The following is a 21,628-nucleotide window of genomic DNA, read 5'->3' as shown; positions in this document are numbered from 1 at the left end:
CCCTCCGACCCTAAGCCTTCTTCTTCCGCTTGCGCGACCCCGCCCGCATCGCAATTTCGGTGCCGCGCACCGTTTCGTACTGGTCGGCGTCGATCAGCGACTGATCGAAGCTGACGCCGGTCATTTCGGAGATTTCGGTCAGCGGGTACATGGCGCCGATGAACTCGTCGGAGACGGCAAACTCCAGCTGCGTGTCCGACAGATCCTGTTCGAGCACGAAGCCATAACTGGCGATGCCGTCACTGACGCGGGCGACTACCACCTTCCAGAAGCGGCGCGGCACCGGCGCGCGGAGACTGGTGCCTTTGGGACCCTTGCCGGCAAAGGTCCGGTCGTCTTCGGCGAGGACCGGGCCGGCGAAGACGCAAAGCCGCTCGCTGGCCGCCTCCGACAGGACGTGATTCTCAAGATCGCCCCAGTTCTTCTCGCCGCTGTCGGAGCGGTTGTAGCCTTCGACCTGGGGCGAGCAGTTGGTGACATGGAAGGAGCAGACATTGCCCCTGAGCAGCAGCTCGAAGGTGCTGCCCCAGGCCACGTCATCGCGCCTGACGATATGGCCCTTGTCGAAGGCGCCCTGATCCTGGGTGTAGAAGACATCGGGGATCTGATACTTGTCGTCGAGCCGCAGATCCGGGAACCAGCGCTCGCTGAACAGGCCGCCACGCGAATAGTTGCGGCCCTTTTCCGGCTCGCGCAGATTGCTCTCCTCGGTGACGTTGGAGGCGGTGAACAGCGCCAGCCGCCGCTTGGCGTGCATCTTGAGTGAAAAATTCTGGTAGTCCAGCCGCGTGCCCCCGTCCCTAAGTGGCGCCAGCACGGAGAGGTCGGTGGCCTCAGGCATGGGCACAATGACCGGTGCGAGTTTAGTGCCGCCAGAGAGAAATTTCTCGTCGTAGCCCTTATAGCCGGCATAGTCCGCGACCGTTTTGGGAACGAATGCGCCGCCTGGAGGGGTCGGCTTGGCCGCTTCCAGTTCGACCGATTCCGTGACCGCTTCATGGCCAGGCGTTGCGCCGAGCGAGACGGTGATGCGCAACGGCACTTCGAAGGTGACGCTGCCGCCCGGCGAAACGACGACGCCTCCGGATGGAGGCGTCTGGGTGGCGACGCCCGGGATCTGCTGGGCGCCGCCGACTTCAACCAGGTTTACGCCCTCGGCCGGCGACCCACTGTCCGCCTTGTTCCACCATGCGCCCCAATCGTTGGGGCCGCCGCTGGCGGCGCCGGCGAAATTGAGGCCGAGGTCGACGACACGCTGGTCCTTGGCGAGCGCGCCGGTGGGCACGGCGTAGTTGCGCTCGAGATAGCGGCCGGCAAAATGCAGCGCCACGACCTCGCCGGTGGCGAGGTTGATCATGGCGGTGCCGGAGTTGCCGCCAGTGGTCGAGCAATCATGTGTCGCCGCGCTGACGATCTTACCGAAACTCTCCGTATCGAAGCCGCCCTGCAGCATGCCCGGTTGCAGGCGCTTGACCTGGAAACGATTGCGCATGAGCTCGTTCTGGACATCGACCGCGTTGCGATTGTCGAACGCGGGATAGCCGATGGCGACGACTTCCTGGCGCAGCATATCGCGCGCGTCGGCGACCGCGAGCGACAGCGGCGTGATGTTGTCGGGCAGGCCTTCGACTTCGAGGATCGCCATGTCCCAATAGGGATGGATCATCCGGACATTGCGGATCTTGAAGACGTTTCCCGCCGCCGAATCGCGCTTGAAGTCGATGCCGGCGGCGCGGCCGTTGATGAATTGCACATTGCGGTCGCCAAGGCCGTCCGCAAATATCTGCGCCACATGACGGTTGGTCATCAGCAGGTTGCGGCCGACGACGAAGCCCGTGCCGCCGTAAGGGATATTGGTGTTCCACAACAGTTCGATACGCCCGATCGCCGGCAGGGCGGCTTCGATGCGCTGCTTCAATGCGGCCTCGCTGGTAAGCTTCGTCCACAGCGAATGGCCAGGTGTCGGAGCGCCGTCGAAAGTCAGCGTCGTAAAGGTGCCATCCTTGATGTCATAGACCGGCCGCAACTCCGGGATGATTATGGCTTCCAGATCGGAAAGCTGCTCGGGCGCGACTTCGGCGCCCCGCGCGAGGCTCTCCATGCCAGCGCGCGCCGATTCAAACGCCGCCTCCGTCTTGCCGGCTTCCGCAGGCGCAAGGGATTCCAGTCCGCCGCCTGCCATCGTCTCCATGTTGCCGAGGACCGATTCAGTCCCCTCGCCCCCGGTGACGAGATCGAGATATCNCGAGATATCGACGGATTCGCTGCTCTCTGCTGACCGGCATAGTAGCCCTCTAACGTTCTGTCGAAGTAAAGAACTGTATTGCCCCATTTTAGACTGGTGCAATTCTGACTGGCAGGCAAGGAAACAAATCAACTCGCGTCGAAGATGACCGCAGCGCAACGTCGGCATGTCTCTTTGCGGCAGTCGCTCGCGCGATGTATGACGCTCGCATTATTTCAGCGATGCCGTATGTGATCTCCGTCACAGACGCTCACGCTGTTTGCCCCCACCTATCGCAACGGGTGGAAGGGCCATTGCGGCCGCTCGGTTTTACAGAAATTTTATCACCTATCCATTTTTATCAGTTGGCGCCTGCACGCGCGGCTCCTCCCGCCGCGCGTGCAGGCGGCTTTCCGCCCGGCACGAGCCAGGCACTGGGCGCGACCACTGCGCCACGCCTTTACAAGGCGTAATCGCAAGGGATGAACGCCGGCCTTTGACGCGGTGCACTCTTGCCTTAGACTTCGGCCCTTAAACTTCGCCGATTGCGGCAATTGGGAATTTGGAACATGGCTTTTGGCGGCCCTAACGACAGAAACGATCTGCCGCGCCTGGCACGCATCGATCCAAAGCTGTTCGATATCCTGTTCAGCGGCTGCAAGGTCGAGCGCTACGCCGCCGGCCAGCATCTGTTCGTCCAGGAAGATGCCGCCGACCGGATCTACGGGGTGATGAGCGGCACGGTGGAAATCTCGATCTATTCGCCTGGCGGGCAGAAGCTGGTGGCCAATATCGAGCTGTCGCGCAGCCTCGTCGGCGAGATCGGCGCGCTTGACGGGCGGCCACGCACCGCCACCGCCATCTGCCTGACCGCTTGCGAGCTGGTTTCGCTCAGCAGGACACAACTCTTTGATCGCATTGAGAGAAATCCACCGCTGGCACGCGCGATGATCGAACTTCTGTGCGCCCGGCTGCGCTGGGTCAGCGGCGAACTCGGCGACCAGGCCTTCTTCGGCATCGAGGCGAGGCTCGCCAAACGCCTGGTCTTCCTGGCCAAGGTGATGGCCGACAGCGCCGGCTGGATCCCGATCTCGCAATCGGAACTCGGAGAGTTCCTCGGCGCCACGCGCGAGTCCGTCAACAAGACGCTCAACGACTGGCGCAACCGCTCGTTCATTGCCATCAAACGCGGCGGCCTGCGCATCACCGACACCGGGGCACTGCGCCACATCGCCGAGTCGCAGGACGACGACTGACGCCGAATCAGAGCCGCGAAATCAGGTAGCGCAGCGCCGAGCGGCTGGGCATGAAGAAATATCCACCCCCCTTGGTGGTGACGAATTGCGGCATGTCACGGAGCGTCGTGACCTTTTCCCATGACGGAATGGTGAACCTGCCATCGCCGCCGCGCGAACCAATCGTCGGGTCCTTTTCAGCGACGAGGCCCTGGAACGTGGCCGACGAAACCCAGGTCTGCTGAATGAATTCGTACTGGCGCTCTATGTCGGCGTTGAGGCACATGAACAGCAGCCCCTTTTCGACCTTGCCATTCTTGCCGTCCTGCTTCTGATAGGTGCGGCCGACCCGCAGGATACGATGGCGCTTGCCGATATTGATCTGCGTATCGCGGTCCTCACCCAGCGAGTCGCGTGGGTTGGAACGGCGAATGTGGGCACCAAGCGGGCAGCGATGGCCTTGCGGATCCTCGGCGCCAGCGGCGAAGTTGTTGTCGATGACGCGTCCCGGATGATCGGGGTTGCGCACCAGCGAGCTACCGTTCTGCCAGCGGCCGAGCATCTTGGCGGCAATCCAGTCTTGCGTGATGGCTTGGTTGCCGAGTTGGCTCGCGACCAAGGCTGCAGCCTTTTTGCAGTAGTTGTTGAAGACGTCGACGTGCTGCTCGAACTGGCGAATAACCAGGAATGAACCGTTGCGCCCGAAATCGCGCGGCGGTGGCGGCAGGCCCGGAATCAGCCGGCTACGGCGCACCTGCGAAAGGATTCCAGTCCGATCGCGTGATGCGCTTACCGAGGGCGAGGCTGGATAGAACCCATGCTCATCACGATAGCCGAACAGGAACTCGCCGGGCGCGACCAGATGCATGGGCGCGGCGCCCCTGCTGGCGCGGGTCGTGCCCCGGACAATCGGCTGCGAAATCCCGTCCGCGAAACCGAAATGCTCGTAGGCTGGCCCACGTTCCGACCGATCGTCACGCTTTGCCCCGTCGGACGATTTCGTCTTCGTGTCGGTCGGACCCCGGTTTACGGCGAGCGGCAGTTCGGCAACGACCTTCATGCCTGCACCGGTCGTCTTTCGTCTCACGGTGGCAATCTCGGTCTTCAACCGTCCCGGGTCTTCAGCATAGCAGACGATGACCAGGTCCACAGGGTTCTCCAGCGACCCCCACTCCCATTCGTCCGGGCCGTCGCGGCCTCGGTCGTCCAGTATGCGCCCACGCTCGGGGTTGCCCATGCCATGGCGAAAGGCGATCGGAAATGTTTCCAGTGGATCGCCCTCCACACCCTCGTCGAGCCCAAACTGCCGCAGGCCACCGGGACCAAAGGCGACTATCATAGCGCGCCCGGCGGGCCTGCCTTCGCCGAAACTCGTCTGCTCGACAACGAAATCGAGCCAGGCTCTGCGCTTGGGCGCCGGCAACTTGTCCGGCACCCGGATCGCAAGCATATGCGAATAAGCGAGCGGGCCGAGCGGGCCGAAGAAGATGGACTGGATCTCGCCGGTTTCCAGCTGCTGTTCGAGAGGCGCCGGAAAGGCAGAGCTGATATTGGCCAGCAGCGAAGTGGTCTTTTGAACGGTGGTTGTTTCGCTCGCCGGGCGCCGTAGCGAACCGAACAAGCTCAGCCAGTCGCGCGCCTCGTTGCCGACGGCGGAAGCAATGCCGCGCCTGACCCGGGAATTGATCCGGATGCGCTCTGTGTTGATTTGCGGATAGGCGGAGTACCAGAACAGGGTCGGCACCTGCTGGCGCCGCGCCCAGCGCTTGAAACGATCGCCGTCGCGCGCGCCGTCCAGGAACAGCCATCGTGTGCGTGGATAGCCCACGGTGTTGCTCCACACGCCGGTCAGGCCAGCGGACGCCTTGGCGATGAAGTCCTCAAGATAGCTTTCCCAGCTGCCGCCGTAGTTGGAGAAGAACATCAATCGGTTGGAGCCGGGCAGCAGTATCCAGCGGGCGAAATGGATGGTGTTGATGGTGTTGAGGAAGCCTGGCTTGAATACCTTCTGGGCAGCTATCGAGATCAGGTAGAAAGAAAACCTGAGCGCCAGCCGCCGCAGAATGCCGGCCTTCATCGTCGAAATCGCAGTCAGATGGTTTTGTGCCGCGTGGCCCTCCTTGACGAGTATCGCGTTCAATTCAGATATGCCGATCGATGTGCTTTCCGGCCGATCCCTGTCCTCGCGGCGTCGCAGCGCCAGCAAGCACGAAAACGCCAGCAGCGCCGCTGCCACCAACACTCCAAGTCCCGACAACAGAAGTGAGGTGATTGCTACCGCTATGGCGGTGAAGGAGATTTCCTGGGAACTGATGTCGATAGATCTGCCGAACACCACACTGTAGGTCATGTACCAGCAAGCAGCCCAGATGATCGCCACCGTGACGAAGACCGGTGGTACCAGCAACGTCGTCATCAGGGCACGGCCCCAATGACCCGGCGGCTTTTCGAGCAGGCTTTCGGCCGGCTCGAACGCCCAGGCAAACGTCCCTAATGACTGGACACGCTGGCGAACTTCAGCGAGCACGGCAGGAGCGTTGCCGGCCCCTTTGCGTGGCCGCTCGACGATGTCGCGCACGGCTTCGAAAAGCTGCTGCTCGGCCTTGATACGCTGGACCGAGTGCCCCGGCGTGCCCGAAAACACCAGTCCGGCATTGCTGCCGAAGGACGGCGATATGTCGACATTGTGCTTGCGCAGGAAATCGTTCAATGCGCCGCCATCGCGCAGATCGCAGACATCCTTGAAGATCGGCCGCAGCCGGTGCCCGATGGCGTGCGTGACCGCATCGATGACATCGTCGATGCTGCCGTCACCGGAAATCTCGAGAACCAGAGCTCCTTTTTCCTGACCGGAATCAGCGCCGATCTCGCCGGTGCCGACCACGGTCAGGCTGGTGAAGTGGACGGTGCCGGCAATGTCGAGCGCGGTGCGGATCTCTTCGACGGCCGGGTTGCCGAGGCTGGCAACCTTGTCGCGGACAGCATCCAGCGACGCGGACCGGGTGACCGGGCAGACCACCGTCACCATAGACTGCGTTACGGTGCGGCAGAGTTCTGCCCGTTCGAAATCGACCTTGAGGGTTTCGGGATAGGCGCCGATGCGGGTCATGCGCCCGGCCTTGCCGGGCATGCGGCGCACGCCCTGCTTCTGGAACAGGGCGCGCAGGCTTTCGCCGATCTGGATCCTGGCGATCTCGGCGCCGATGCACTGATGAATGCCGTGGCCGAACACCATGTAGTCGCGATGCGGGCGCGATGTGTCGAACTGGTCCGGGTTCTGCACGGCGTCGGCATCGAACATCGCCGACAGCGTCGCCGGCATCACCACCGTGCCGGCCTTCACCAGGCGCTCGCGGCGCGTACCCTTGCCGATGATCGCGTCGCGGGCCGTGTAGCGCCAAGGGCCGACCCAGATCGGCTTGAAGCGCATGGCTTCAAGGACGGCCCTGTCGAGCTTGGCGGTATCGTTTTCGGCCAATGCGGCATCGATAGCCTGCCGTGCGTCGGGCCGCGACAGGATCACGTCGAGGCAATTGCCGGCGGCCAACACATTGGTCGGGACGAAGCCGGCGATCATGCCCAGCATGATCGAATTGAGGTCGTCCCGCGACAGGCGGCCCTGATCCATCTGGACAACCAGCCTCGCCAGCGGTTGCTCGGCCTTCAAGCCCCGGTCCCTGGCCGACTGGATGGAGCGATCGATGGCTTTGAGAAGACGGTCGCCCGCCACCACTGCGAGTTCGCGCATGACGGGGCTCGCCGTCGGGTCCGAAAAGAACAGCGCACTCAGCGCGATCGCCCAGTCGGCGAATTCGGATTCATCGTCGATCTCGACGCCGAAATAATCTCGACAGATGTGCACCGGGACGATCTTCATCAACCTGGAGATCGCATCGAAGCCGGGGCTAGCGCGCATCATGATCTCTTGCGAATGACGCGCCGCGATCGGCCTGACGGCGGCTTCGACCTCGGCCGGCGGGAATGCACTCAGCACCGACGATTTCATGCGCCGGTAGTCGGCGCCGTCCTGCATGCCGAGGATGAAGTTGGATCCCCGGGCAAGCTCGGTCATTTCCGGGCCGTATGGGGTCTGGAATTCGTCGCCGCGCTCCAATATGTCGCGGACATCGGCGTTCTTGGTGACCACGAGAACACCGAAGAGCTTGCCGGTCGGCCGGAAACGCCGCAACAAGGAAAGCGCCCAGCGGGGGTCTTCGGCCAGAGACCCGACGATGCGCGCAATCAGCCCTGTCTTCCGGATCCGGCCGAGATCGAAGGGCGGCATTTCCGACAGCGGGCGCTGGTTTTTCTGGACCGCGCGAATAGCGTCGAAATACTTCAGTTCGGTCATGCGCGTTCAAGCCCCCCGGCTATCCAGTTATTGCGATGCCGGCCGTTCAACGCCTAGGTTTGCATCGGTTGCACGTATGTGAATCTTTTCACAGTTGGTCCATGTTCCAGCCAGCATTGACGCCATGTTCATTTGGCCAGTCGGAAATTGGCGACGAGGATCTCGTTCGCGGCCTTGTCGGTGAACGGTATCCAGCGCACACGCTGTTCTGAAAAATCGGGATGCCGGGTGGTGAAAATGGTCATCTCGCGCCGCGCCTGTTCCGGCCGGCCGCTTCGCATCAGCGCGCCGATCTTCAGGAACCTGGAATAGAAATAGCCGGGAGACAGGTTGAGCGAGCGGTCAGCGGCAGCGATCGCCGCCGGCCAGTTCTCGACCAAACAATAGGCCGCCGTCAGTTCCCCCAGATTGTGGAAGCGGTAGAGGTCGAACGGGCTCAATCGCTCGGTATCGAGAAAGAACGGTATCGCGGTCGCGGCATTGCCGAGCAGCAGCTGGGCGCTGCCCATGGCCGAGCGCGCGAAGGCAAAGCTCGGATTGATGTGGATCGCTTCCTCGAGATGGTCGACGGCCGACCGCGGTTCGCCGCGCATGATGTCGACGGCGCCGAGATGGGCGTGCGGGCGCGCATCCAGGCTGTCCACCAGCAACGCCTTGCGGGCAAACTGCTCGACCTTGTTCAAATCGTCGCTGTCGCCGAAACGCAGCCATGCCCGCCAGAAATACCACCACGCCAGTTCGTTGAGCACGGCGCTCGAGTTGGCGTCCTCGCGGTAGGCCTTCTGGAAGAACTCGAGTGCGGTTTCGGTGTCGCCGCGGGTGCGCCGGTTCATGTGCCAGCGGCCCCGTCGCACCAGTTGCCAGGTCTCCAGGCTTTCCCAGGGAACCTGGAAGGTGCGTGCCTGTTCCGCCCGGTCGACCTCCTTGTCGAGGATCGAAACGATCTCAGCGCCGATCTGGTCGCGCAGGTTGAAGATGTCGACCAGATCGCGATCGAAGCGCTGCGACCACACCAGCCGCCCGTTGGACGCGTCGGCCAGCGAGGTGTTGAGGCGGATCTGACCACCATTGCGCATCAGCGTGCCGCTGACGATGTAGCGCGCGCCGAGCGCGTTGCCGATCACCCGCGTGCCCAGCGTGTCGTCGCGGAACTGGAAGCTGGAGCCCTTGGCGATGACCGAGAGCCATCTGGTGTTGGATAGACCATAGATGATGTCCTCGGCGATGCCGTCGGCCATGTAGCCGATGTCATGCTCGCCGCCATCGGCGTGGAAGGGCAGGACGGCGATCGCCGGCGGCCCCTTGGACGACAGCTTCTGCTGCGCATTGGCCTGGGGAATGGCCGCGAACGACGCCGCCGGCGAGGATCCGTTGCCGCTGCGGCCGGCGATCAGAACGCGCACCGGCAAGGCGATGTTCTTCAGCCTGAATTCGCCGAGATCGGTGAATTCGGCCGCCGTCTTGTCCTTCACATGGTGCCAGGTCGTCTCCGAAACGGCGAGACCGTCGCCCGGCGCGAATTCCTGGATTCTCGCGGCGATGTTGACGTCGTCGCCGTAGAGGCGGCCACCACGCACGATGACGTCGCCGGTGTTGATGCCGGCGCGAAACGGCATGCGCATATCGTCGGCAACCTCGGCGTTGAGGGCGACGATGCGGCCCTGGAAATCAAAGGCCGCGCGCAACGCCTCGATCGGATTGCCGAACTCGGCCATGATGCTGTCGCCGGCGTCGCCGAACGTGCGGCCGCCAAATGTGCCACAGCTGTCGGCGATGATGTCGCGCCGTTCCTCGAATGCCGCGACAGCAGACTCGTCGTCGATGCCCATCAGCCGGGAGAACCCGACGGCATCGATAGAAATGATTGTCGCCAGCTGACGGGTGTAGTTCCGTACAGCCATGTTCGAGCCCCCGCTCCCTTTCTGGTTCTGGTCCAGCACAGGCGACGACCCGTTCCTGAAACACTTCGCCGCGCGCTGAGAGATGAAGATTCCGGCGGGGTTGGCGCGCCATGCCACCCCGCCAGGACCAGAAGTCTAGCAGGGTCTTGGGCAAAGCTCTACCACCATCGGGTTGTCCAGCGCGGGCCGTGGCAGCACTCATGGTTGGCCGGCGGTTGGCGCAAATATTGGCGTGCCGTAGCTCTGAGCGCGGCGATCCAGGGCTTCACGGAACCTGCGCGACGTCAGCACTCGGAACAAACTGTGCTGCCTGCGAGTTTCCGGTGCGGTTCATACCAACGTGAAATGAGGGTAATCATGCGAAATCTTGTTCTGGCGACCGGCGTCGTCGTTCTTCTGGCCGGCTCGACGGCCTTTGCCGCGGATGACAGCCCACTGCCGCCGACGAATGCCCAGAAACTGTCGGCAATCATCGCCAAGGTCGAGCAGCGCGACGGCTTTCGCTATGTGAAGGAGGTCGACTGGGACAAGGACGGGTACACCGTCACCTATTACACCGCCGACAAGGCGAAAGTCGAAATCACCTTCGATCCCGTAACAGCCGAACCGAAATAGCGCTGATACCGCACCGCTTCGGCAATTCCGTCCGCCGCGTTTTTTGCCTACGATGGTGGCAGTTGTCGGACAACGGGGCGACCATGCTTTCTTCCAATCGAATTGCCAACTCGCTTGCGCTTGTCGTTGCACTGGCTGGCGCGGCGGTCTGCCTTGGTCCAGCGCGTGCCGACGGGCCATCCTTCGACTGCCGCAAAGCCAGCCTGCCGGTGGAAAAGGCGATCTGTGCCGACCCGCAACTGTCGGCAATTGATGCCTTGGTCGCCAAGGCCTTTACGGGTTTCGAGCCAGCCTTTGGCCGCGACAAGCGCAAGATCGCCCGTGCGCTCATCACTGACAGGAACGCCTGCGGGCAGGATGCCGCCTGCATCGTCAGCGCCCAGAACAATGCGCTGCAGACCTACGGCAATGCGCCGTCCTGGGTGCAGGATTACAACATCGCCCTGATCGGCAAGAAGGCGCTCGACACCGCAGCCCGCCATCCAGGCAGCCCCGACCAGCCCCTGCCCTCGTCGATCGGGCAATGCGCCTTCACCCACATCACGGCGCTGACTACGCGGCTTGGCGACGACCCGCTGGAAACGGCCAGTCCTGAAGCCGGCAGTGTGACGCGGTTCAGCAATGGCGGCGCCGGGGTTTCCTACGAGCGGGAGCCTGGCCTTGCCAGTTCGAAAGCCGGCGATCCTGTCGTCATGTGCCTGATATCGATCCCGAGGGATTGTCCGCAGGGCGACGAGCGCGGGCGGGTCTATTACGGCGTCGACCTCACGATAAAAGGCACATGGATTTTGCCGGATTCGCAACATCTATGCGGCGGCGCCTGAAGATTTGCCGCAAAGCACTGCTGGATGCACTCTTGCGCCGATCCGCCTTTGATGGCTGAGTGCGCGTAACAGTTGCAGGGCACGGGGGTGCATGGCCATGGTTAAGCATGTTTTGAAGCGCATCCTGATGATGCTTGCCGGCTATTTCGTTTCGGTGCTGATCGGATTGTTCGCGGTCGTGGCGATATATTGCGCACTCGCCGTATTGCCCAACGCGCCGGACTATTTCGGCGCCATGCAATTTTCGCCCATTGTCGTGCTGCTGTGGCCGCCGCTCGGCATGGTCGTCTATTTCTTGACGATCGTGCTGACCGGCCTGCAGACGCTGATCTTCGCGCTGCTCGCCGAATTCTTTGCCCTGCGCAATTTCCTGGTGCACATGCTGTTTGGCGCCGCTGCCGCTGCAGCCGGCTTTTTCCTGGTCTGGCCGGCCGCGGAAGAGGATGCCGGACGCTGGGCCGATATCGGCATCATCGCCGCCGCCGGCCTCGTAGCCGGTCTGGTCTATTGGCTGATCGCGGGCCGCGACGCCGGCTTCCGGCGTCCGCTCATCCAGCGCTGATCGCAGGAAACGGGCGACCGTCCATCGGCCAAAAATCTAATAAAACCAGAGAGACAAAGTGAGTTCCTCGTTCGTTGAACGAGGAACTCCGCTGGTTTCAGCTCGTCGGCGAGCGCACCGCTTCAGTCGCTTCCAGCGCCTGCATCAGCCGCGTGTCGCGGTCGTAGACATCGTTGAAATATTCGACTTTGCCGGACAGGTCCGGCCAGGCAGTGAAGTAGGAGACATAGACGGGAATCGTGCGTGTCACGTCTTCGCTGGCATGGCCGTGCTTGAGCTTTTCGGCGATGTCGTCGACCGAGACGCCGAGCACCGCCGCCGCCATCCCACGTGGATCCTGAAGGCGAATACAGCCATGGCTGAGCGCCCGCATATCGCGCTGGAAGAAGGATTTTTGCGGCGTGTCGTGCATGTAGATGGCGTGCTTGTTGGGGAACAGGATCTTCAGTTCGCCCAGCGCATTGGCTTCGCTCGGCTGCTGGCGCACGCTGTAGGGAATGTTGGCGCCGTAGGCGCCCCAATTGACCGAGGAAGAGGGAACCCGCCTGCCGCGCGAGTCGGTCACCTCGTAGCCGGCACGGTCGAGATAGCCCGGATCGCCACGCAGCCTTGGCAGCATCTCGTTGACGATGATCGACTGCGGCACGCCCCAATAGGGATGGAAATCGACCTGCTTGATCTCCTTGAAGAAGAAGGCGGTCTGGTTGGTGGTCCGGCCGATGACGACGCGGGTCTTCAGCTTCTCCTCGCCATTGTCGATATAGCTGGCGGTGAAGGCGGGCTGGTTGATGAACACCCGCGGGCTGCCGAGATCGGACGGCATCCAGCGCAATTCTTCCAGCGCGACCTGCACCTTCTGCAGCCTGTCGGCCTTGGACGTGCCGGCGAGCGAGGCGACGGTGCGCGGGCCGATGACCCCATCGCCCTTCATGCCGGCCTTCACCTGCACGGCCTTGATGATCGGAACCAGTTCGGGAACATAGACATCGCTGGTGCCGAGACGAGACAGGATCTCGCCATAGGCGCCGCCCATCTCGTCGTCGAGATTGCGCGCGATCAGCGTCAGCAGCTTCGGCAGTTCGGCGCTGGTCTCGCCGGGCTTCAGCAACAGCTTGGGATCGACGACGATTTCGTTTTCGGCGCTCGCCTGCAGCGATTCAAGTTCGACGCGCAGCGCCTGATATTCCGCGTTCTGCGGGTGCCGCGATTCGAGGTAGGTGCGCACTTCCTGGGTGTGGGCCAGCGTCTTGAGCGCGCCTTCCATGTCGACCGGCTTCGGCGGAAATTCATAGTAGCCGGTGATGCGATTGGGATCGACGCGCCCGCTCTGGGCGTCACGGGCATAGCGCAGTACGCGCGCCGACAGCGCCATCTCGAAGCGGACGAGTTCCTTCAGATGGGCGTCGGCATCGACTGCCGATGCGTTGGCTGCCGGCACCTCGACCGTGTAGTCGGCCGACGTGAGACCATAGCTTGCGGCTTCGCCAAGCACCCGCACCGCATCCTGGGCGCGGGCATTGGGATTGCCCTCGTTCACCCAGATGAAATCAGGATTGGCAGAGTAATAGGCAATCAGTGCCTTGGCGATATCGGGCTCGGCATAGAGTTCATAGTCGCTGAGGCCTGCAACGGCTTCGCGGAAGGCGGTGCTGGTCGCCGACGGAACAAAGGCGGCGTCTTCAGCTGTTGCCACCTGGGGAGGTGCTGCCACCAATGCGGTAAAGTCGACGCGCACCAGCCGGTCGGCCTTGTAGGTGTAGTAGGACGGGCTGCTGATCCTGGTGCCGCCACCGCCCGATACGGCGGGCTTCGGCTTGCGCTTCGGCGGCGGCGGGAATTCGCCTTGCGGCCTGTGCTTGACGCCACCGCCGAACAGCATGTCGAACAGGCCTTGCGCGCTTGCCTGCGGCACACCGAAGGCCAGTGCTGCCGCCACTGCAAGCGGCATCACGGTGGCTTTATTTCCGAGGAATTTCATTAATCACCCGCTCCGGCTGCAAGCCGGCTCCCGTTCCGCGCCGCTAGACGATCTTGCCAACCGCATGGCGGATGTAAGGCGCTACTATACCGATTCATACCGATTTCGTTAAGCTTCCATAAATTTCCGCAGGCCTGTTGCAGAACGGTTTCACAACATCGTGACGTCTGGAGCGGCGTTGCCGCTCCAGACCGGTCAAAGCGGCCGCTGCTTCAGGCGTTGGCGCCACCGTCGATGGTGAGCGCGGCGCCGGTGACGAAGCGCCCTTCCGGACCGGCGAGCCAGGCAACCATGCCGGCGATCTCGTCAGCCTTGCCGAAGCGGGGCGTCGCCATCTTCCGCCGCTGGTGTTCGGCATGCGGGCCTTCGGCCGGGTTCATGTCGGTGTCGGTCGAACCGGGATGAACGACGTTGGCGGTGATGCCGCGCGGACCGAGGTCTCGCGCCAGCGCCTTGGTCAGGCCGACCAGCGCAGCCTTGCTGGTCGAATAGGCGCTGAGGCTGGTGTCGGTGACGCGCTCGGCCAGATTGCTGCCGATCGAAATGATGCGGCCGCCCTCGCCCATGTGAGCCGCTGCCGCCTTCGAGGCTACGAACGGCGCTCTCAGATTGACCTCAATGGTCTCGTCAAAGTCGGCCAGCGACATCTGTTCGATGGGCGCCGCGCGCCAGATGCCGGCGCTGTTGACCAGGATGTCGAGCCGGCCGAAGGCATTCACCGCCTCGGTGACCGAGCCTTCGATGGCGGCAGCGTCGCGATTGTCGGCTTGGATGGCGATCGCGCGACCACCTGCCGCTATAATCTCGGCGACGACAGCTTGGGCCGGCGCCGAGCTGTTGACGTAGGTGATGGCGACGTCGGCGCCATCGGCCGCAAGCCGTTTTGCTATCGCAGCACCTATGCCGCGGCTGCCGCCGGTGACCAGTGCTGCCTTGCCGTTCAATCCGTTCGCTGACATGTCATTTCCCCGTTATGTAACGATCGATACATAAATATCTGGCAACCTGCCTGGCGATGTCAAGTGAATTATGTATCGATCAACACAGAAAGATCGTCATGCCGGAAAGAGGCCGCCCCCGCACCTTCGATCGAACCGCCGCCTTGCGGCAGGCGATGGAGCTGTTCTGGGCCAAAGGCTATGAGGGCACCTCGATCGCAGACCTGACCGCGGCGATGGGGATCAGCTCGCCCAGCCTCTATGCCGCCTTCGGCAGCAAGGAGGCGCTGTTTCTGGAAGCGACCGAGTATTACACCCGCAACGAAGGCACCGAGATCTGGAGCGCGCTGGACGAAGCGCCGACGGCATGCCAGGCGATCGAGAATTTCCTGCGTCAGACGGCAAAAGCGTACTCTCAGGACGACCGCCCGCAGGGCTGTCTCATCGCACTGGGCGCACTGCACCAGGATTCAAGCAGCGGCGCGATCTGCGATGATTTGCGCCGCCGCCGCGCCGAAAACCACACCCTCTTGCTGAGACGGCTGGAACGCGGTGTGGCGGAAGGCGAATTGCCGGCGGGCTTCGACAGCAACGCGGCGGCGACCTTCTATGCGACGGTCCAGCACGGCATGTCGATTCAGGCCCGCGACGGCGCCTCGTGCGACGCGCTCATGGCCACAGTGGCCGGAGCGATGGCGGCGTGGCAGGGGCTGGTCGGAACAGCGTGACAAAGCGCGGAGCTTGTGCTGGAAATCCAGTCGGCGGCGAAATGCGCCGGGAGGGATCATCCGTGAAAAAAGGGTATCGCGAGTTGCTCGACGAGGCCAATGCCGAGATCGAGGTGGTCTCGCCCGAGGAAGCGGCCGGGCTGCTCGACGACGAGGACACCATCTTCGTCGACCTGCGCGATCCACGCGAGATCGAGCGGGACGGCCAGATCCCCGGCGCCAAACATGTCACTCGCGGCATGCTGGAATTCTGGATCGATCCCGAAAGCCCCTACCACAAGCCGTTCTTCGCCTCGGGCAAAAGCTTCGTCTTCTTTTGCGCCGGCGGCTGGCGCTCGGCGCTGGCCACCAAGACGGCGCAGGATATGGGGCTGTCGCCGGTCAAGCACATCCTTGGCGGCTATACCGCCTGGAAGGCGGCCGGATTGCCCGTCGAGCCGGGCGGCAAGAAGAACGGTTAGCTCACCGCTCCGGCGTTGTCGGAGTCGACAATACACCCATTGGAATCAATGCAGTATCGGCTCGCGCTCGTTTTTGACAAAAGTCACAGCGCGTTCGACAACACCTTTGTCGGCGAGAATGCGACGGTGGCCGAGCCCATCGGCCCAGTGCAGCCGCACATGGCTGCCGGCGCCGGCATAACGTGTGGCATGATCGGCGGGGACTTCGCGGTCGTCCGGCGCGTGGATGACCAGCGTCGGCACCGGCGCCTCAGCCAACTGGCGGTCGCCGGTGAATTCATGCAGCGGCCGGCCCGACAGCCTTTTCACCTGATCGGCCATGGAAACCTGCGAACGCGGACCGACATTGAGCATGCGGCTGAAGTCGGCGAAGATCGCCGGCAGGGAACTTGGCGCGGCGACCAGCACCAGCCGCTCGGCCGCGACGGGCTGGATACCCTTGATCGAACCGGCAATGGCATTGGCGGCGACGGCGCCACCGAAGGAATGGCCGACTATCGCCTTGAACGGACCGAACCATTCGCCGGCGACCCTGACCGCCTCGACCGCATTGACCATGTTGAGATGACGGCCCAGCGACTGGCCATGGCCCGGCAGGTCGAGCGAGGCGACCCGGTAGCCCGCATCGCGAAAGCCTTCGATCAGAGCGCGCATATATTCCGTGCGCGAACGCCAGCCATGGACGACCAGCACCGTGCCGGCGGACGCCCTGCCCGGCTCGGGCCGGAATTCGTGCACCATGACGCAGCCGGCCTTGGTCGTAAGCCGATGATGGCGCGCCTCGGCCATGAAGCCGGCGGCGCGGTCGACCGCACGCCGCTCGCCGTCACTGAGCGCCTTCACGCTCGGCGTGCGGCAGAACAGTTCGAAGGCGGCGCGCCCGCTCAGGCGGGGCGCCACATGCTCGGCGGCGCGGAACACGCCCCGGATGACCTTCAGTCCAAATGATGCCATAGTGGCGATCCATCCATTCCGTTCAAGCATGAACATAATAGTTCAAACATGAACATTAAACAAGAGCTGCCCTGGGACAACCCGCGCTTTCGCAACTGGGTCGCGGTGGCGCGCGCCTGCCATGTGCTGGAGCGTGCGCTGGCGGTAAAGCTGGCGCCGCTGGATCTCAAGCCGGCGCAGCTCGACGTGCTGATGAACCTCTATCGCCATCCCGGCATGTCGCAGCACGATCTCGCCCGCAAACTGCTGGTCGGCCGCTCCAACATCACCATGCTGTTGCCGCAGCTCGAGGCGCGCGGCCTGCTGCGCCGCGAAGGCGACGAGAAGGACAAGCGCGTCCTGCGGCTGACGCTTACCGAGGCCGGCACGGAGCTTTTGATGAAGGCGCTGAAGGTGCATATGGCGCTGATCGAAAAGGCGATGAGCCAGTCGACAGCGGAACAGTGCGACATGATCGGCGAACAGATGCGCAAGATCTATGACGTGCTGAAGGATACCTGAGCCGTTCGATCCACGCGCCTCCCACCTCACCACATCGTCTTCTTCGCCCGCTCCGGCCATTCCTTGTCGTAAGTACCGGCATCGATATTCTTGCGGCTGGTGACTTCCAGGATTGTTCCGGGTGTCGGCAGCGATTTCGGGTCGACGTGCTTTGCCGGGTTCCACAGCTCCGAGCGAACGATGGCGCGGGCGCACTGGAAATAGACCGAATCGACATCGACCAAGGTGACCGAGCGCGCCGGCTTGCCTTCGACGGCGAAGGAGGCGCAAAGCGCGGCGTCGGTGGTGATGCGGGCGCGGCCGTTGACGCGCAGCGTCGTGCCCGAACCCGGCACAAGAAACAGCAGCCCGACGCGAGGATCGCGGATGATGTTCTTAAGCGAATCGGCGCGGTTGTTGCCGCGCCTGTCCGGCATCATCAGCGTTTTCGGGTCATGCATGCGCACAAAGCCGGCGAGATCGCCGCGCGGCGAACAGTCCAGCCCTTCCGGCCCGCTCGTCGCCAGGGCGACAAAAGGCGAGGCTTCGATGAAGGCGGCATATTCGGGAATGACGTGGTCGAGTTCCTTGACCGTCGACGCTTCGCCGGGCAGGCCGTAGAGGGCTTCGAGCTGTTCGACCGTGGTGATGTCAGACATTTTCCCGTCTCCGAACCGTTGCCAGCGTTACCCCCAGTCAATGACGTTTTGCCGACAGTGCCGAACTAGCGGTCGCGGCTCAGTCCCTTCTCCTGGAGCTCGGCGAGATAGGCATTCCAGCGCGCGTCCTTTTCGTGGCCAAGCGTGTGCAGGTAATTCCAGGTGAAGATGCCGGTGTCGTGAAAATCGTCAAAGGTGATGCGCACGGCGTAGTTGCCGACCGGCTCGATCTTGAGGATGGCCACGTTGCGCTTGCCGGGAACCGTCACCCGCTGGTCCGGCGAATGGCCCTGCACCTCGGCCGAGGGTGAAGCGACGCGCAGCAGTTCGGCCGGCAATTCGAACGGCCGATGATCGGGAAAGGTGACGGACAGCAGTTTTCTGTCCTTCGAGACCCTGAGTTCCTTCGGCGCCGTCATTGTTCTGCATCCCGTCAATCCGCCCTTCCCTACGCTGCTTCGCGCGAGCGGAAAAGGCCATTTGGACCCGGCCGACACCGGATGTCGGCCAGGGAATGTCACCAAAGATCGAGAGCGGCTATCTTGAATGGCGGGTTGGATCGTATCACATAGCCGTATATAACGGCGCCACTCGCAGCCACGGGAATGCTTGAACGCATGGACATGATCGATCCCTTCGGTCGCACGATCAGCTACTTGCGCGTGTCGGTCACCGACCGCTGCGATTTCCGCTGCACCTATTGCATGGCCGAGGACATGGCGTTCCTGCCCAAGAAGGACCTGCTGTCGCTCGAGGAACTCGACCGGCTCTGCACCGTCTTCATCGAAAAGGGCGTGCGCAAACTGCGCCTCACCGGCGGCGAGCCGCTGGTGCGCAAGAACATCATGCATCTGGTGCGCCAGCTGTCGCGGCACTTGAAGAGCGGCGCGCTGGAAGAGTTGACGCTGACCACCAATGGCTCGCAGCTGTCGCGCTTTGCCGCCGAGCTTGCCGATTGCGGTGTCGAGCGCATCAATGTCTCGCTCGACACGCTCGATGCCGACAAGTTCCACGCCATCACCCGCTGGGGCCATCTCGGCAAGGTCATGCAAGGCATCGATGCCGCGCAGGCGGCGGGGCTGAAGGTGAAGCTCAACGCCGTTGCGCTGAAGGACTTCAACGACGTCGAGCTGCCGGAGATGATGCGCTGGGCGCATGGCCGCGGCATGGACTTGACCGTCATCGAAACCATGCCGATGGGCGAGATCGACGCCGACCGCACCGATCAGTATCTGCCGCTGTCGCTGCTGCGCGCTTCGCTCGAGCGCCAGTTCACGCTGAGCGACATCCCCTACAAGACCGGCGGTCCGGCCCGCTACGTCCATGTCGCAGAGACCGGCGGCAGGCTGGGCTTCATCACGCCGATGACGCATAATTTCTGCGAAAGCTGCAACCGCGTGCGGCTGACCTGCACCGGCACGCTCTATATGTGCCTGGGCCAGGAGGATGCCGCCGACCTGCGCGCCCCGCTGCGTGCGTCCGAAGGCAACGAACTGGTCGCTGCTGCCATCGACGAAGCGATCGGCCGCAAGCCGAAGGGCCATGATTTCATCATCGACCGCCGCACCAGCCGCCCTTCGGTATCGAGGCATATGAGCGTCACCGGCGGCTGATTTTTTCCGAGATTTGGTGCAGAATGCTTCCGTTGGAAGCGAGGGGGATTTCCATGCAGCGTGTTTGCCAAACCGGGCTGTCAGCGCTGGTCGTGGCCCTATCATTGGCGACCACAGTGGCGCTCGCAAAGCCGTTCACCTACATCAATGCGCGCTATGGCACGGTGTGCACGTTCCCGAGCCAGATTTTCAGCAAGCCGATGCCTGAGTCCCTCAATGGCGACGGTCGAAAATGGCTTAGCCCCGATGGTGCGAGCTTGTCCTGTTACGGCGGATACAAGCTGACGGAAGATACGCCCGACAGTCTGGTTGAAAAGGAAAAAGCCGACCCTGACTCTGGGGAAAAGGTCACTTACAGCAAAACCGGTAAGAACTGGGCAGTGGTCTCAAGCACCAAAGGCGACAAGATCTTCTATACCCGAATCGTCTTCGAAAAAGAGGATGCAATCCATACAGTCTGGATCGAATATCCCGCCTCGCTCAAGGCCAAGTACGACCCACTGGTCGGCGCTATCGGCGACAGCCTGCATGGGGCTGAGCAACACTGGGAATAAATCGCTCTCGACGCTGCAAACCCGATTTACCGCCATCGCGTTCCGCCCTAATTTCGGCCTATAGCGGCTCGTCGCTCGGTTTGGGGGAATACGACATGCGCACATTCTTACTTTCTCTTGCAATGCTTGGGTTTGCCGCCGCGCCGGCAGCAGCACAGTCCATCGGTGGCAGCTACACCGTTGCGGGCACCAATTTCGACGGCTCGAAATATGGCGGCGAAGCCACCATCACGCTGACCAGCGAGACCACCTGCACCATCCATTGGGAGACGGGCGGATCATCGTCGGACGGCATCTGCATGCGCAACGACGATGCCTTCTCCGCCGGCTATGTCATGGGCAAGGAAATCGGTCTCGTCGTCTACAAGGTAGAGGATGACGGCTCGCTGCACGGCCTGTGGACCATCGCCGGCAAGAACGGCAGCGGCACCGAGGTGCTGACCCCGAAATGAGCCTGCTGGTCATCCGGCCAGCCCTCTTAGCGATTTTGTGGGCCACGGGTGAAAATCCGTGGCCTATTTCTTTGACGTTGCTGTCTTGCCGCCGGCTGCTACAGGCTTGGGCGGTTCACCGTTTCGCCGAAACGTCGAACCGCTTTATTCTTTGTTTTCACGCAATTCCGGACGGAAAACCGTTTCACACTTTTCTGGAATTGCTCTTGCAAAACCGGTAACGCCCTTGCCTCTTTCCCCAAACATTCGCGGCGCGCTGTGCATGATGGTGGCCATGATCGGCTTCACCCTCAACGACGCCATCACCAAGTTCTCGTCGGAATCGATGAACATGGCGCAGGTCATGCTGGTGCGCGGCGCCTTTGCGTCGCTGCTCGTCGGTCTGCTCGCCTGGCAGCAAGGTGCGCTCGCACGGCCGGGCTCGATGCTGCAGCCGCTGGTGGCGCTTCGCGTGGTCGCCGAGGCCGGCGCCACCGTCGCCTTCCTTGTCGCATTGGCGCATCTGCCGATCGCCAATGTCTCCGCGGTGCTGCAGGCGCTGCCGCTGGCGGTGACGATGGGGGCGGCACTCGTATTCAGCGAAGCGGTCGGCTGGCGGCGCTGGCTGGCGATCGCGGTCGGCTTCGGCGGCGTGCTGATCATCGTGCGGCCAGGCTTCGAAGGCTTCAGCGTCTATTCGCTGTACGCACTCGTCAGCGTCGCCTGTTGCGCAGTACGTGACCTCGCCACCAAGCGCATCCCGAGGGCTATCCCGACCTTGCTGGTGTCGACGGCAACGGCAATCGCCATGACCATCGTTGGCGCCGTGCTGCTGTCGCCGATGGGTGGCTGGACGCCGATGTCCGGCAAAGGCACGGCACTGTTGGCATTGGCGGCGGTGCTGGTGCTGATCGGCTACCAGTTCATCATCATGGCAATGCGGGCCGGCGACATCTCCTTCATTGCGCCATTCCGCTACACCGCCCTCTTTTGGTCGAAGATCGGAAGAGCACACGTCTNCGGCTCCGGCCTCTACGCGCTCTATCGCGAACGGGTCGTCGGCCGGCAGAAGCCGGCGGCCGAAAGCGCTGGACCCGACATGGCGCCGGACGGCATATAG

Annotated in this window: 20 protein-coding genes; 11 read left to right on the top strand and 9 right to left on the bottom strand. The window is 62.9% G+C overall.

Annotated elements, in window-relative coordinates:
- Nucleotides 1–10: 10 nt before the first annotated feature.
- Nucleotides 11–2,182: a DNA/RNA non-specific endonuclease gene (locus X727_RS1000000165730; RefSeq protein WP_210163670.1), complete on the bottom strand. Its 2,172-nt coding sequence runs from the start codon at nucleotides 2,180–2,182 to the stop codon at nucleotides 11–13.
- A 611-nt stretch (nucleotides 2,183–2,793) separates the two neighbouring features.
- Between X727_RS1000000165730 and X727_RS139335 the strand changes: the two genes are divergently transcribed.
- The gene (locus tag X727_RS139335; protein ID WP_023668987.1) at nucleotides 2,794–3,480 is read left to right on the top strand and encodes a Crp/Fnr family transcriptional regulator; all 687 of its coding nucleotides are present in this window, start codon (nucleotides 2,794–2,796) and stop codon (nucleotides 3,478–3,480) included.
- Nucleotides 3,481–3,487: 7 nt separating this feature from the next.
- On the opposite strand, the gene X727_RS139340 is transcribed toward X727_RS139335, so the two are convergent.
- Both X727_RS139340 and X727_RS139345 read right to left on the bottom strand, forming a co-directional pair.
- Nucleotides 3,488–7,810 carry a cytochrome P450 gene (locus X727_RS139340; protein ID WP_023835076.1) on the bottom strand — a complete coding sequence of 1,441 codons (4,323 nt, stop codon included), beginning with the start codon at nucleotides 7,808–7,810 and terminating at the stop codon, nucleotides 3,488–3,490.
- Nucleotides 7,811–7,938: 128 nt separating this feature from the next.
- Nucleotides 7,939–9,711, bottom strand: coding sequence for an adenylate/guanylate cyclase domain-containing protein (locus X727_RS139345; protein WP_023835075.1), 1,773 nt, complete (start codon nucleotides 9,709–9,711; stop codon nucleotides 7,939–7,941).
- 357 nt (nucleotides 9,712–10,068) lie between these two features.
- Between X727_RS139345 and X727_RS139350 the strand changes: the two genes are divergently transcribed.
- The 3 genes from X727_RS139350 to X727_RS139360 all read left to right on the top strand — a co-directional run bounded on the left by X727_RS139350 (nucleotide 10,069) and on the right by X727_RS139360 (nucleotide 11,712).
- Nucleotides 10,069–10,326 carry a PepSY domain-containing protein gene (locus X727_RS139350; protein ID WP_023668990.1) on the top strand — a complete coding sequence of 86 codons (258 nt, stop codon included), beginning with the start codon at nucleotides 10,069–10,071 and terminating at the stop codon, nucleotides 10,324–10,326.
- An 83-nt stretch (nucleotides 10,327–10,409) separates the two neighbouring features.
- The gene (locus tag X727_RS139355; RefSeq protein WP_023710496.1) at nucleotides 10,410–11,150 is read left to right on the top strand and encodes a lysozyme inhibitor LprI family protein; all 741 of its coding nucleotides are present in this window, start codon (nucleotides 10,410–10,412) and stop codon (nucleotides 11,148–11,150) included.
- Nucleotides 11,151–11,241: 91 nt separating this feature from the next.
- Entirely contained in the window at nucleotides 11,242–11,712 is a 471-nt protein-coding gene (locus tag X727_RS139360; protein WP_023668992.1) for a hypothetical protein, read from the top strand.
- Nucleotides 11,713–11,809: 97 nt separating this feature from the next.
- Here the strand turns inward: X727_RS139360 and X727_RS139365 are convergent, their stop codons facing one another.
- Both X727_RS139365 and X727_RS139370 read right to left on the bottom strand, forming a co-directional pair.
- Complete coding sequence (locus X727_RS139365; protein WP_023688498.1) at nucleotides 11,810–13,690, bottom strand: murein L,D-transpeptidase; 1,881 nt, start codon at nucleotides 13,688–13,690, stop codon at nucleotides 11,810–11,812.
- A gap of 212 nt (nucleotides 13,691–13,902) precedes the next feature.
- Complete coding sequence (locus X727_RS139370) at nucleotides 13,903–14,649, bottom strand: 3-oxoacyl-ACP reductase family protein (protein WP_023688499.1); 747 nt, start codon at nucleotides 14,647–14,649, stop codon at nucleotides 13,903–13,905.
- Between the two features lie 98 nt (nucleotides 14,650–14,747).
- Here X727_RS139370 and X727_RS139375 point away from each other — a divergent pair, with 98 nt between their 5' ends.
- Together X727_RS139375 and X727_RS139380 are read left to right on the top strand one after the other, a co-directional pair.
- The gene (locus tag X727_RS139375; RefSeq protein WP_023668995.1) at nucleotides 14,748–15,356 is read left to right on the top strand and encodes a TetR/AcrR family transcriptional regulator; all 609 of its coding nucleotides are present in this window, start codon (nucleotides 14,748–14,750) and stop codon (nucleotides 15,354–15,356) included.
- Nucleotides 15,357–15,418: 62 nt separating this feature from the next.
- Nucleotides 15,419–15,817, top strand: coding sequence for a rhodanese-like domain-containing protein (locus tag X727_RS139380; protein ID WP_023688500.1), 399 nt, complete (start codon nucleotides 15,419–15,421; stop codon nucleotides 15,815–15,817).
- 45 nt (nucleotides 15,818–15,862) lie between these two features.
- On the opposite strand, the gene X727_RS139385 is transcribed toward X727_RS139380, so the two are convergent.
- Entirely contained in the window at nucleotides 15,863–16,771 is a 909-nt protein-coding gene (locus X727_RS139385) for an alpha/beta fold hydrolase (RefSeq protein ID WP_023668996.1), read from the bottom strand.
- Nucleotides 16,772–16,819: 48 nt separating this feature from the next.
- Between X727_RS139385 and X727_RS139390 the strand changes: the two genes are divergently transcribed.
- Nucleotides 16,820–17,272, top strand: a complete 453-nt coding sequence (locus tag X727_RS139390) for a MarR family transcriptional regulator (RefSeq protein ID WP_023668997.1) — start codon at nucleotides 16,820–16,822, stop codon at nucleotides 17,270–17,272.
- A 26-nt stretch (nucleotides 17,273–17,298) separates the two neighbouring features.
- On the opposite strand, the gene X727_RS139395 is transcribed toward X727_RS139390, so the two are convergent.
- Both X727_RS139395 and X727_RS139400 read right to left on the bottom strand, forming a co-directional pair.
- Nucleotides 17,299–17,910 carry a pyridoxamine 5'-phosphate oxidase family protein gene (locus X727_RS139395; RefSeq protein WP_023668998.1) on the bottom strand — a complete coding sequence of 204 codons (612 nt, stop codon included), beginning with the start codon at nucleotides 17,908–17,910 and terminating at the stop codon, nucleotides 17,299–17,301.
- A gap of 65 nt (nucleotides 17,911–17,975) precedes the next feature.
- Nucleotides 17,976–18,329, bottom strand: coding sequence for a DUF971 domain-containing protein (locus tag X727_RS139400; protein WP_023668999.1), 354 nt, complete (start codon nucleotides 18,327–18,329; stop codon nucleotides 17,976–17,978).
- Between the two features lie 198 nt (nucleotides 18,330–18,527).
- On the opposite strand from X727_RS139400, the gene moaA reads away from it, so the two are divergent.
- From moaA to X727_RS139415, 3 genes are all read left to right on the top strand, one after another.
- On the top strand, nucleotides 18,528–19,523 hold the full coding sequence (gene moaA / locus X727_RS139405) for a GTP 3',8-cyclase MoaA (protein WP_031193366.1): 996 nt from the start codon (nucleotides 18,528–18,530) through the stop codon (nucleotides 19,521–19,523).
- Nucleotides 19,524–19,576: 53 nt separating this feature from the next.
- Nucleotides 19,577–20,077 (top strand): hypothetical protein, encoded by a 501-nt coding sequence (locus X727_RS139410; protein WP_023714206.1) that lies wholly within the window; start codon nucleotides 19,577–19,579, stop codon nucleotides 20,075–20,077.
- 95 nt (nucleotides 20,078–20,172) lie between these two features.
- A complete protein-coding gene (locus X727_RS139415; RefSeq protein WP_023669002.1) occupies nucleotides 20,173–20,529 on the top strand; it encodes a hypothetical protein in 357 nt (118 codons plus the stop codon).
- A 144-nt stretch (nucleotides 20,530–20,673) separates the two neighbouring features.
- Here the strand turns inward: X727_RS139415 and X727_RS1000000169665 are convergent, their stop codons facing one another.
- Nucleotides 20,674–20,805, bottom strand: coding sequence for a hypothetical protein (locus X727_RS1000000169665; RefSeq protein WP_280800279.1), 132 nt, complete (start codon nucleotides 20,803–20,805; stop codon nucleotides 20,674–20,676).
- Here X727_RS1000000169665 and X727_RS139420 point away from each other — a divergent pair.
- Nucleotides 20,756–21,628: a DMT family transporter gene (locus tag X727_RS139420; RefSeq protein WP_023835074.1), complete on the top strand. Its 873-nt coding sequence runs from the start codon at nucleotides 20,756–20,758 to the stop codon at nucleotides 21,626–21,628. The genes X727_RS1000000169665 and X727_RS139420 overlap by 50 nt on opposite strands.

The sequence above is a fragment of the Mesorhizobium sp. L103C105A0 genome (assembly GCF_000502215.1).
In the GTDB taxonomy this organism is placed as follows: domain Bacteria; phylum Pseudomonadota; class Alphaproteobacteria; order Rhizobiales; family Rhizobiaceae; genus Mesorhizobium.
The sequence above is the reverse complement of the archived record's forward strand: the minus strand, read 5'-3'. Positions and strand labels throughout refer to the sequence as shown.

What these genes read in the sequence shown, in the direction of transcription:
- X727_RS139335 (WP_023668987.1), top strand. Translation starts at nt 2,794, where the DNA reads ATGGCTTTTGGCGGCCCTAACGACAGAAACGATCTGCCGCGCCTGGCA.
- X727_RS139340 (WP_023835076.1), bottom strand. Translation starts at nt 7,810, where the DNA reads ATGACCGAACTGAAGTATTTCGACGCTATTCGCGCGGTCCAGAAAAAC.
- X727_RS139390 (WP_023668997.1), top strand. Translation starts at nt 16,820, where the DNA reads ATGAACATTAAACAAGAGCTGCCCTGGGACAACCCGCGCTTTCGCAAC.
- X727_RS139385 (WP_023668996.1), bottom strand. Translation starts at nt 16,771, where the DNA reads ATGGCATCATTTGGACTGAAGGTCATCCGGGGCGTGTTCCGCGCCGCC.
- X727_RS139410 (WP_023714206.1), top strand. Translation starts at nt 19,577, where the DNA reads ATGCAGCGTGTTTGCCAAACCGGGCTGTCAGCGCTGGTCGTGGCCCTA.
- X727_RS139355 (WP_023710496.1), top strand. Translation starts at nt 10,410, where the DNA reads ATGCTTTCTTCCAATCGAATTGCCAACTCGCTTGCGCTTGTCGTTGCA.
- X727_RS139345 (WP_023835075.1), bottom strand. Translation starts at nt 9,711, where the DNA reads ATGGCTGTACGGAACTACACCCGTCAGCTGGCGACAATCATTTCTATC.
- X727_RS139375 (WP_023668995.1), top strand. Translation starts at nt 14,748, where the DNA reads ATGCCGGAAAGAGGCCGCCCCCGCACCTTCGATCGAACCGCCGCCTTG.
- X727_RS139395 (WP_023668998.1), bottom strand. Translation starts at nt 17,910, where the DNA reads ATGTCTGACATCACCACGGTCGAACAGCTCGAAGCCCTCTACGGCCTG.
- X727_RS139360 (WP_023668992.1), top strand. Translation starts at nt 11,242, where the DNA reads ATGGCCATGGTTAAGCATGTTTTGAAGCGCATCCTGATGATGCTTGCC.
- X727_RS139370 (WP_023688499.1), bottom strand. Translation starts at nt 14,649, where the DNA reads ATGTCAGCGAACGGATTGAACGGCAAGGCAGCACTGGTCACCGGCGGC.
- X727_RS1000000169665 (WP_280800279.1), bottom strand. Translation starts at nt 20,805, where the DNA reads ATGGCCACCATCATGCACAGCGCGCCGCGAATGTTTGGGGAAAGAGGC.
- X727_RS1000000165730 (WP_210163670.1), bottom strand. Translation starts at nt 2,182, where the DNA reads ATGGCAGGCGGCGGACTGGAATCCCTTGCGCCTGCGGAAGCCGGCAAG.
- X727_RS139400 (WP_023668999.1), bottom strand. Translation starts at nt 18,329, where the DNA reads ATGACGGCGCCGAAGGAACTCAGGGTCTCGAAGGACAGAAAACTGCTG.
- X727_RS139415 (WP_023669002.1), top strand. Translation starts at nt 20,173, where the DNA reads ATGCGCACATTCTTACTTTCTCTTGCAATGCTTGGGTTTGCCGCCGCG.
- X727_RS139350 (WP_023668990.1), top strand. Translation starts at nt 10,069, where the DNA reads ATGCGAAATCTTGTTCTGGCGACCGGCGTCGTCGTTCTTCTGGCCGGC.
- moaA (WP_031193366.1), top strand. Translation starts at nt 18,528, where the DNA reads ATGGACATGATCGATCCCTTCGGTCGCACGATCAGCTACTTGCGCGTG.
- X727_RS139365 (WP_023688498.1), bottom strand. Translation starts at nt 13,690, where the DNA reads ATGAAATTCCTCGGAAATAAAGCCACCGTGATGCCGCTTGCAGTGGCG.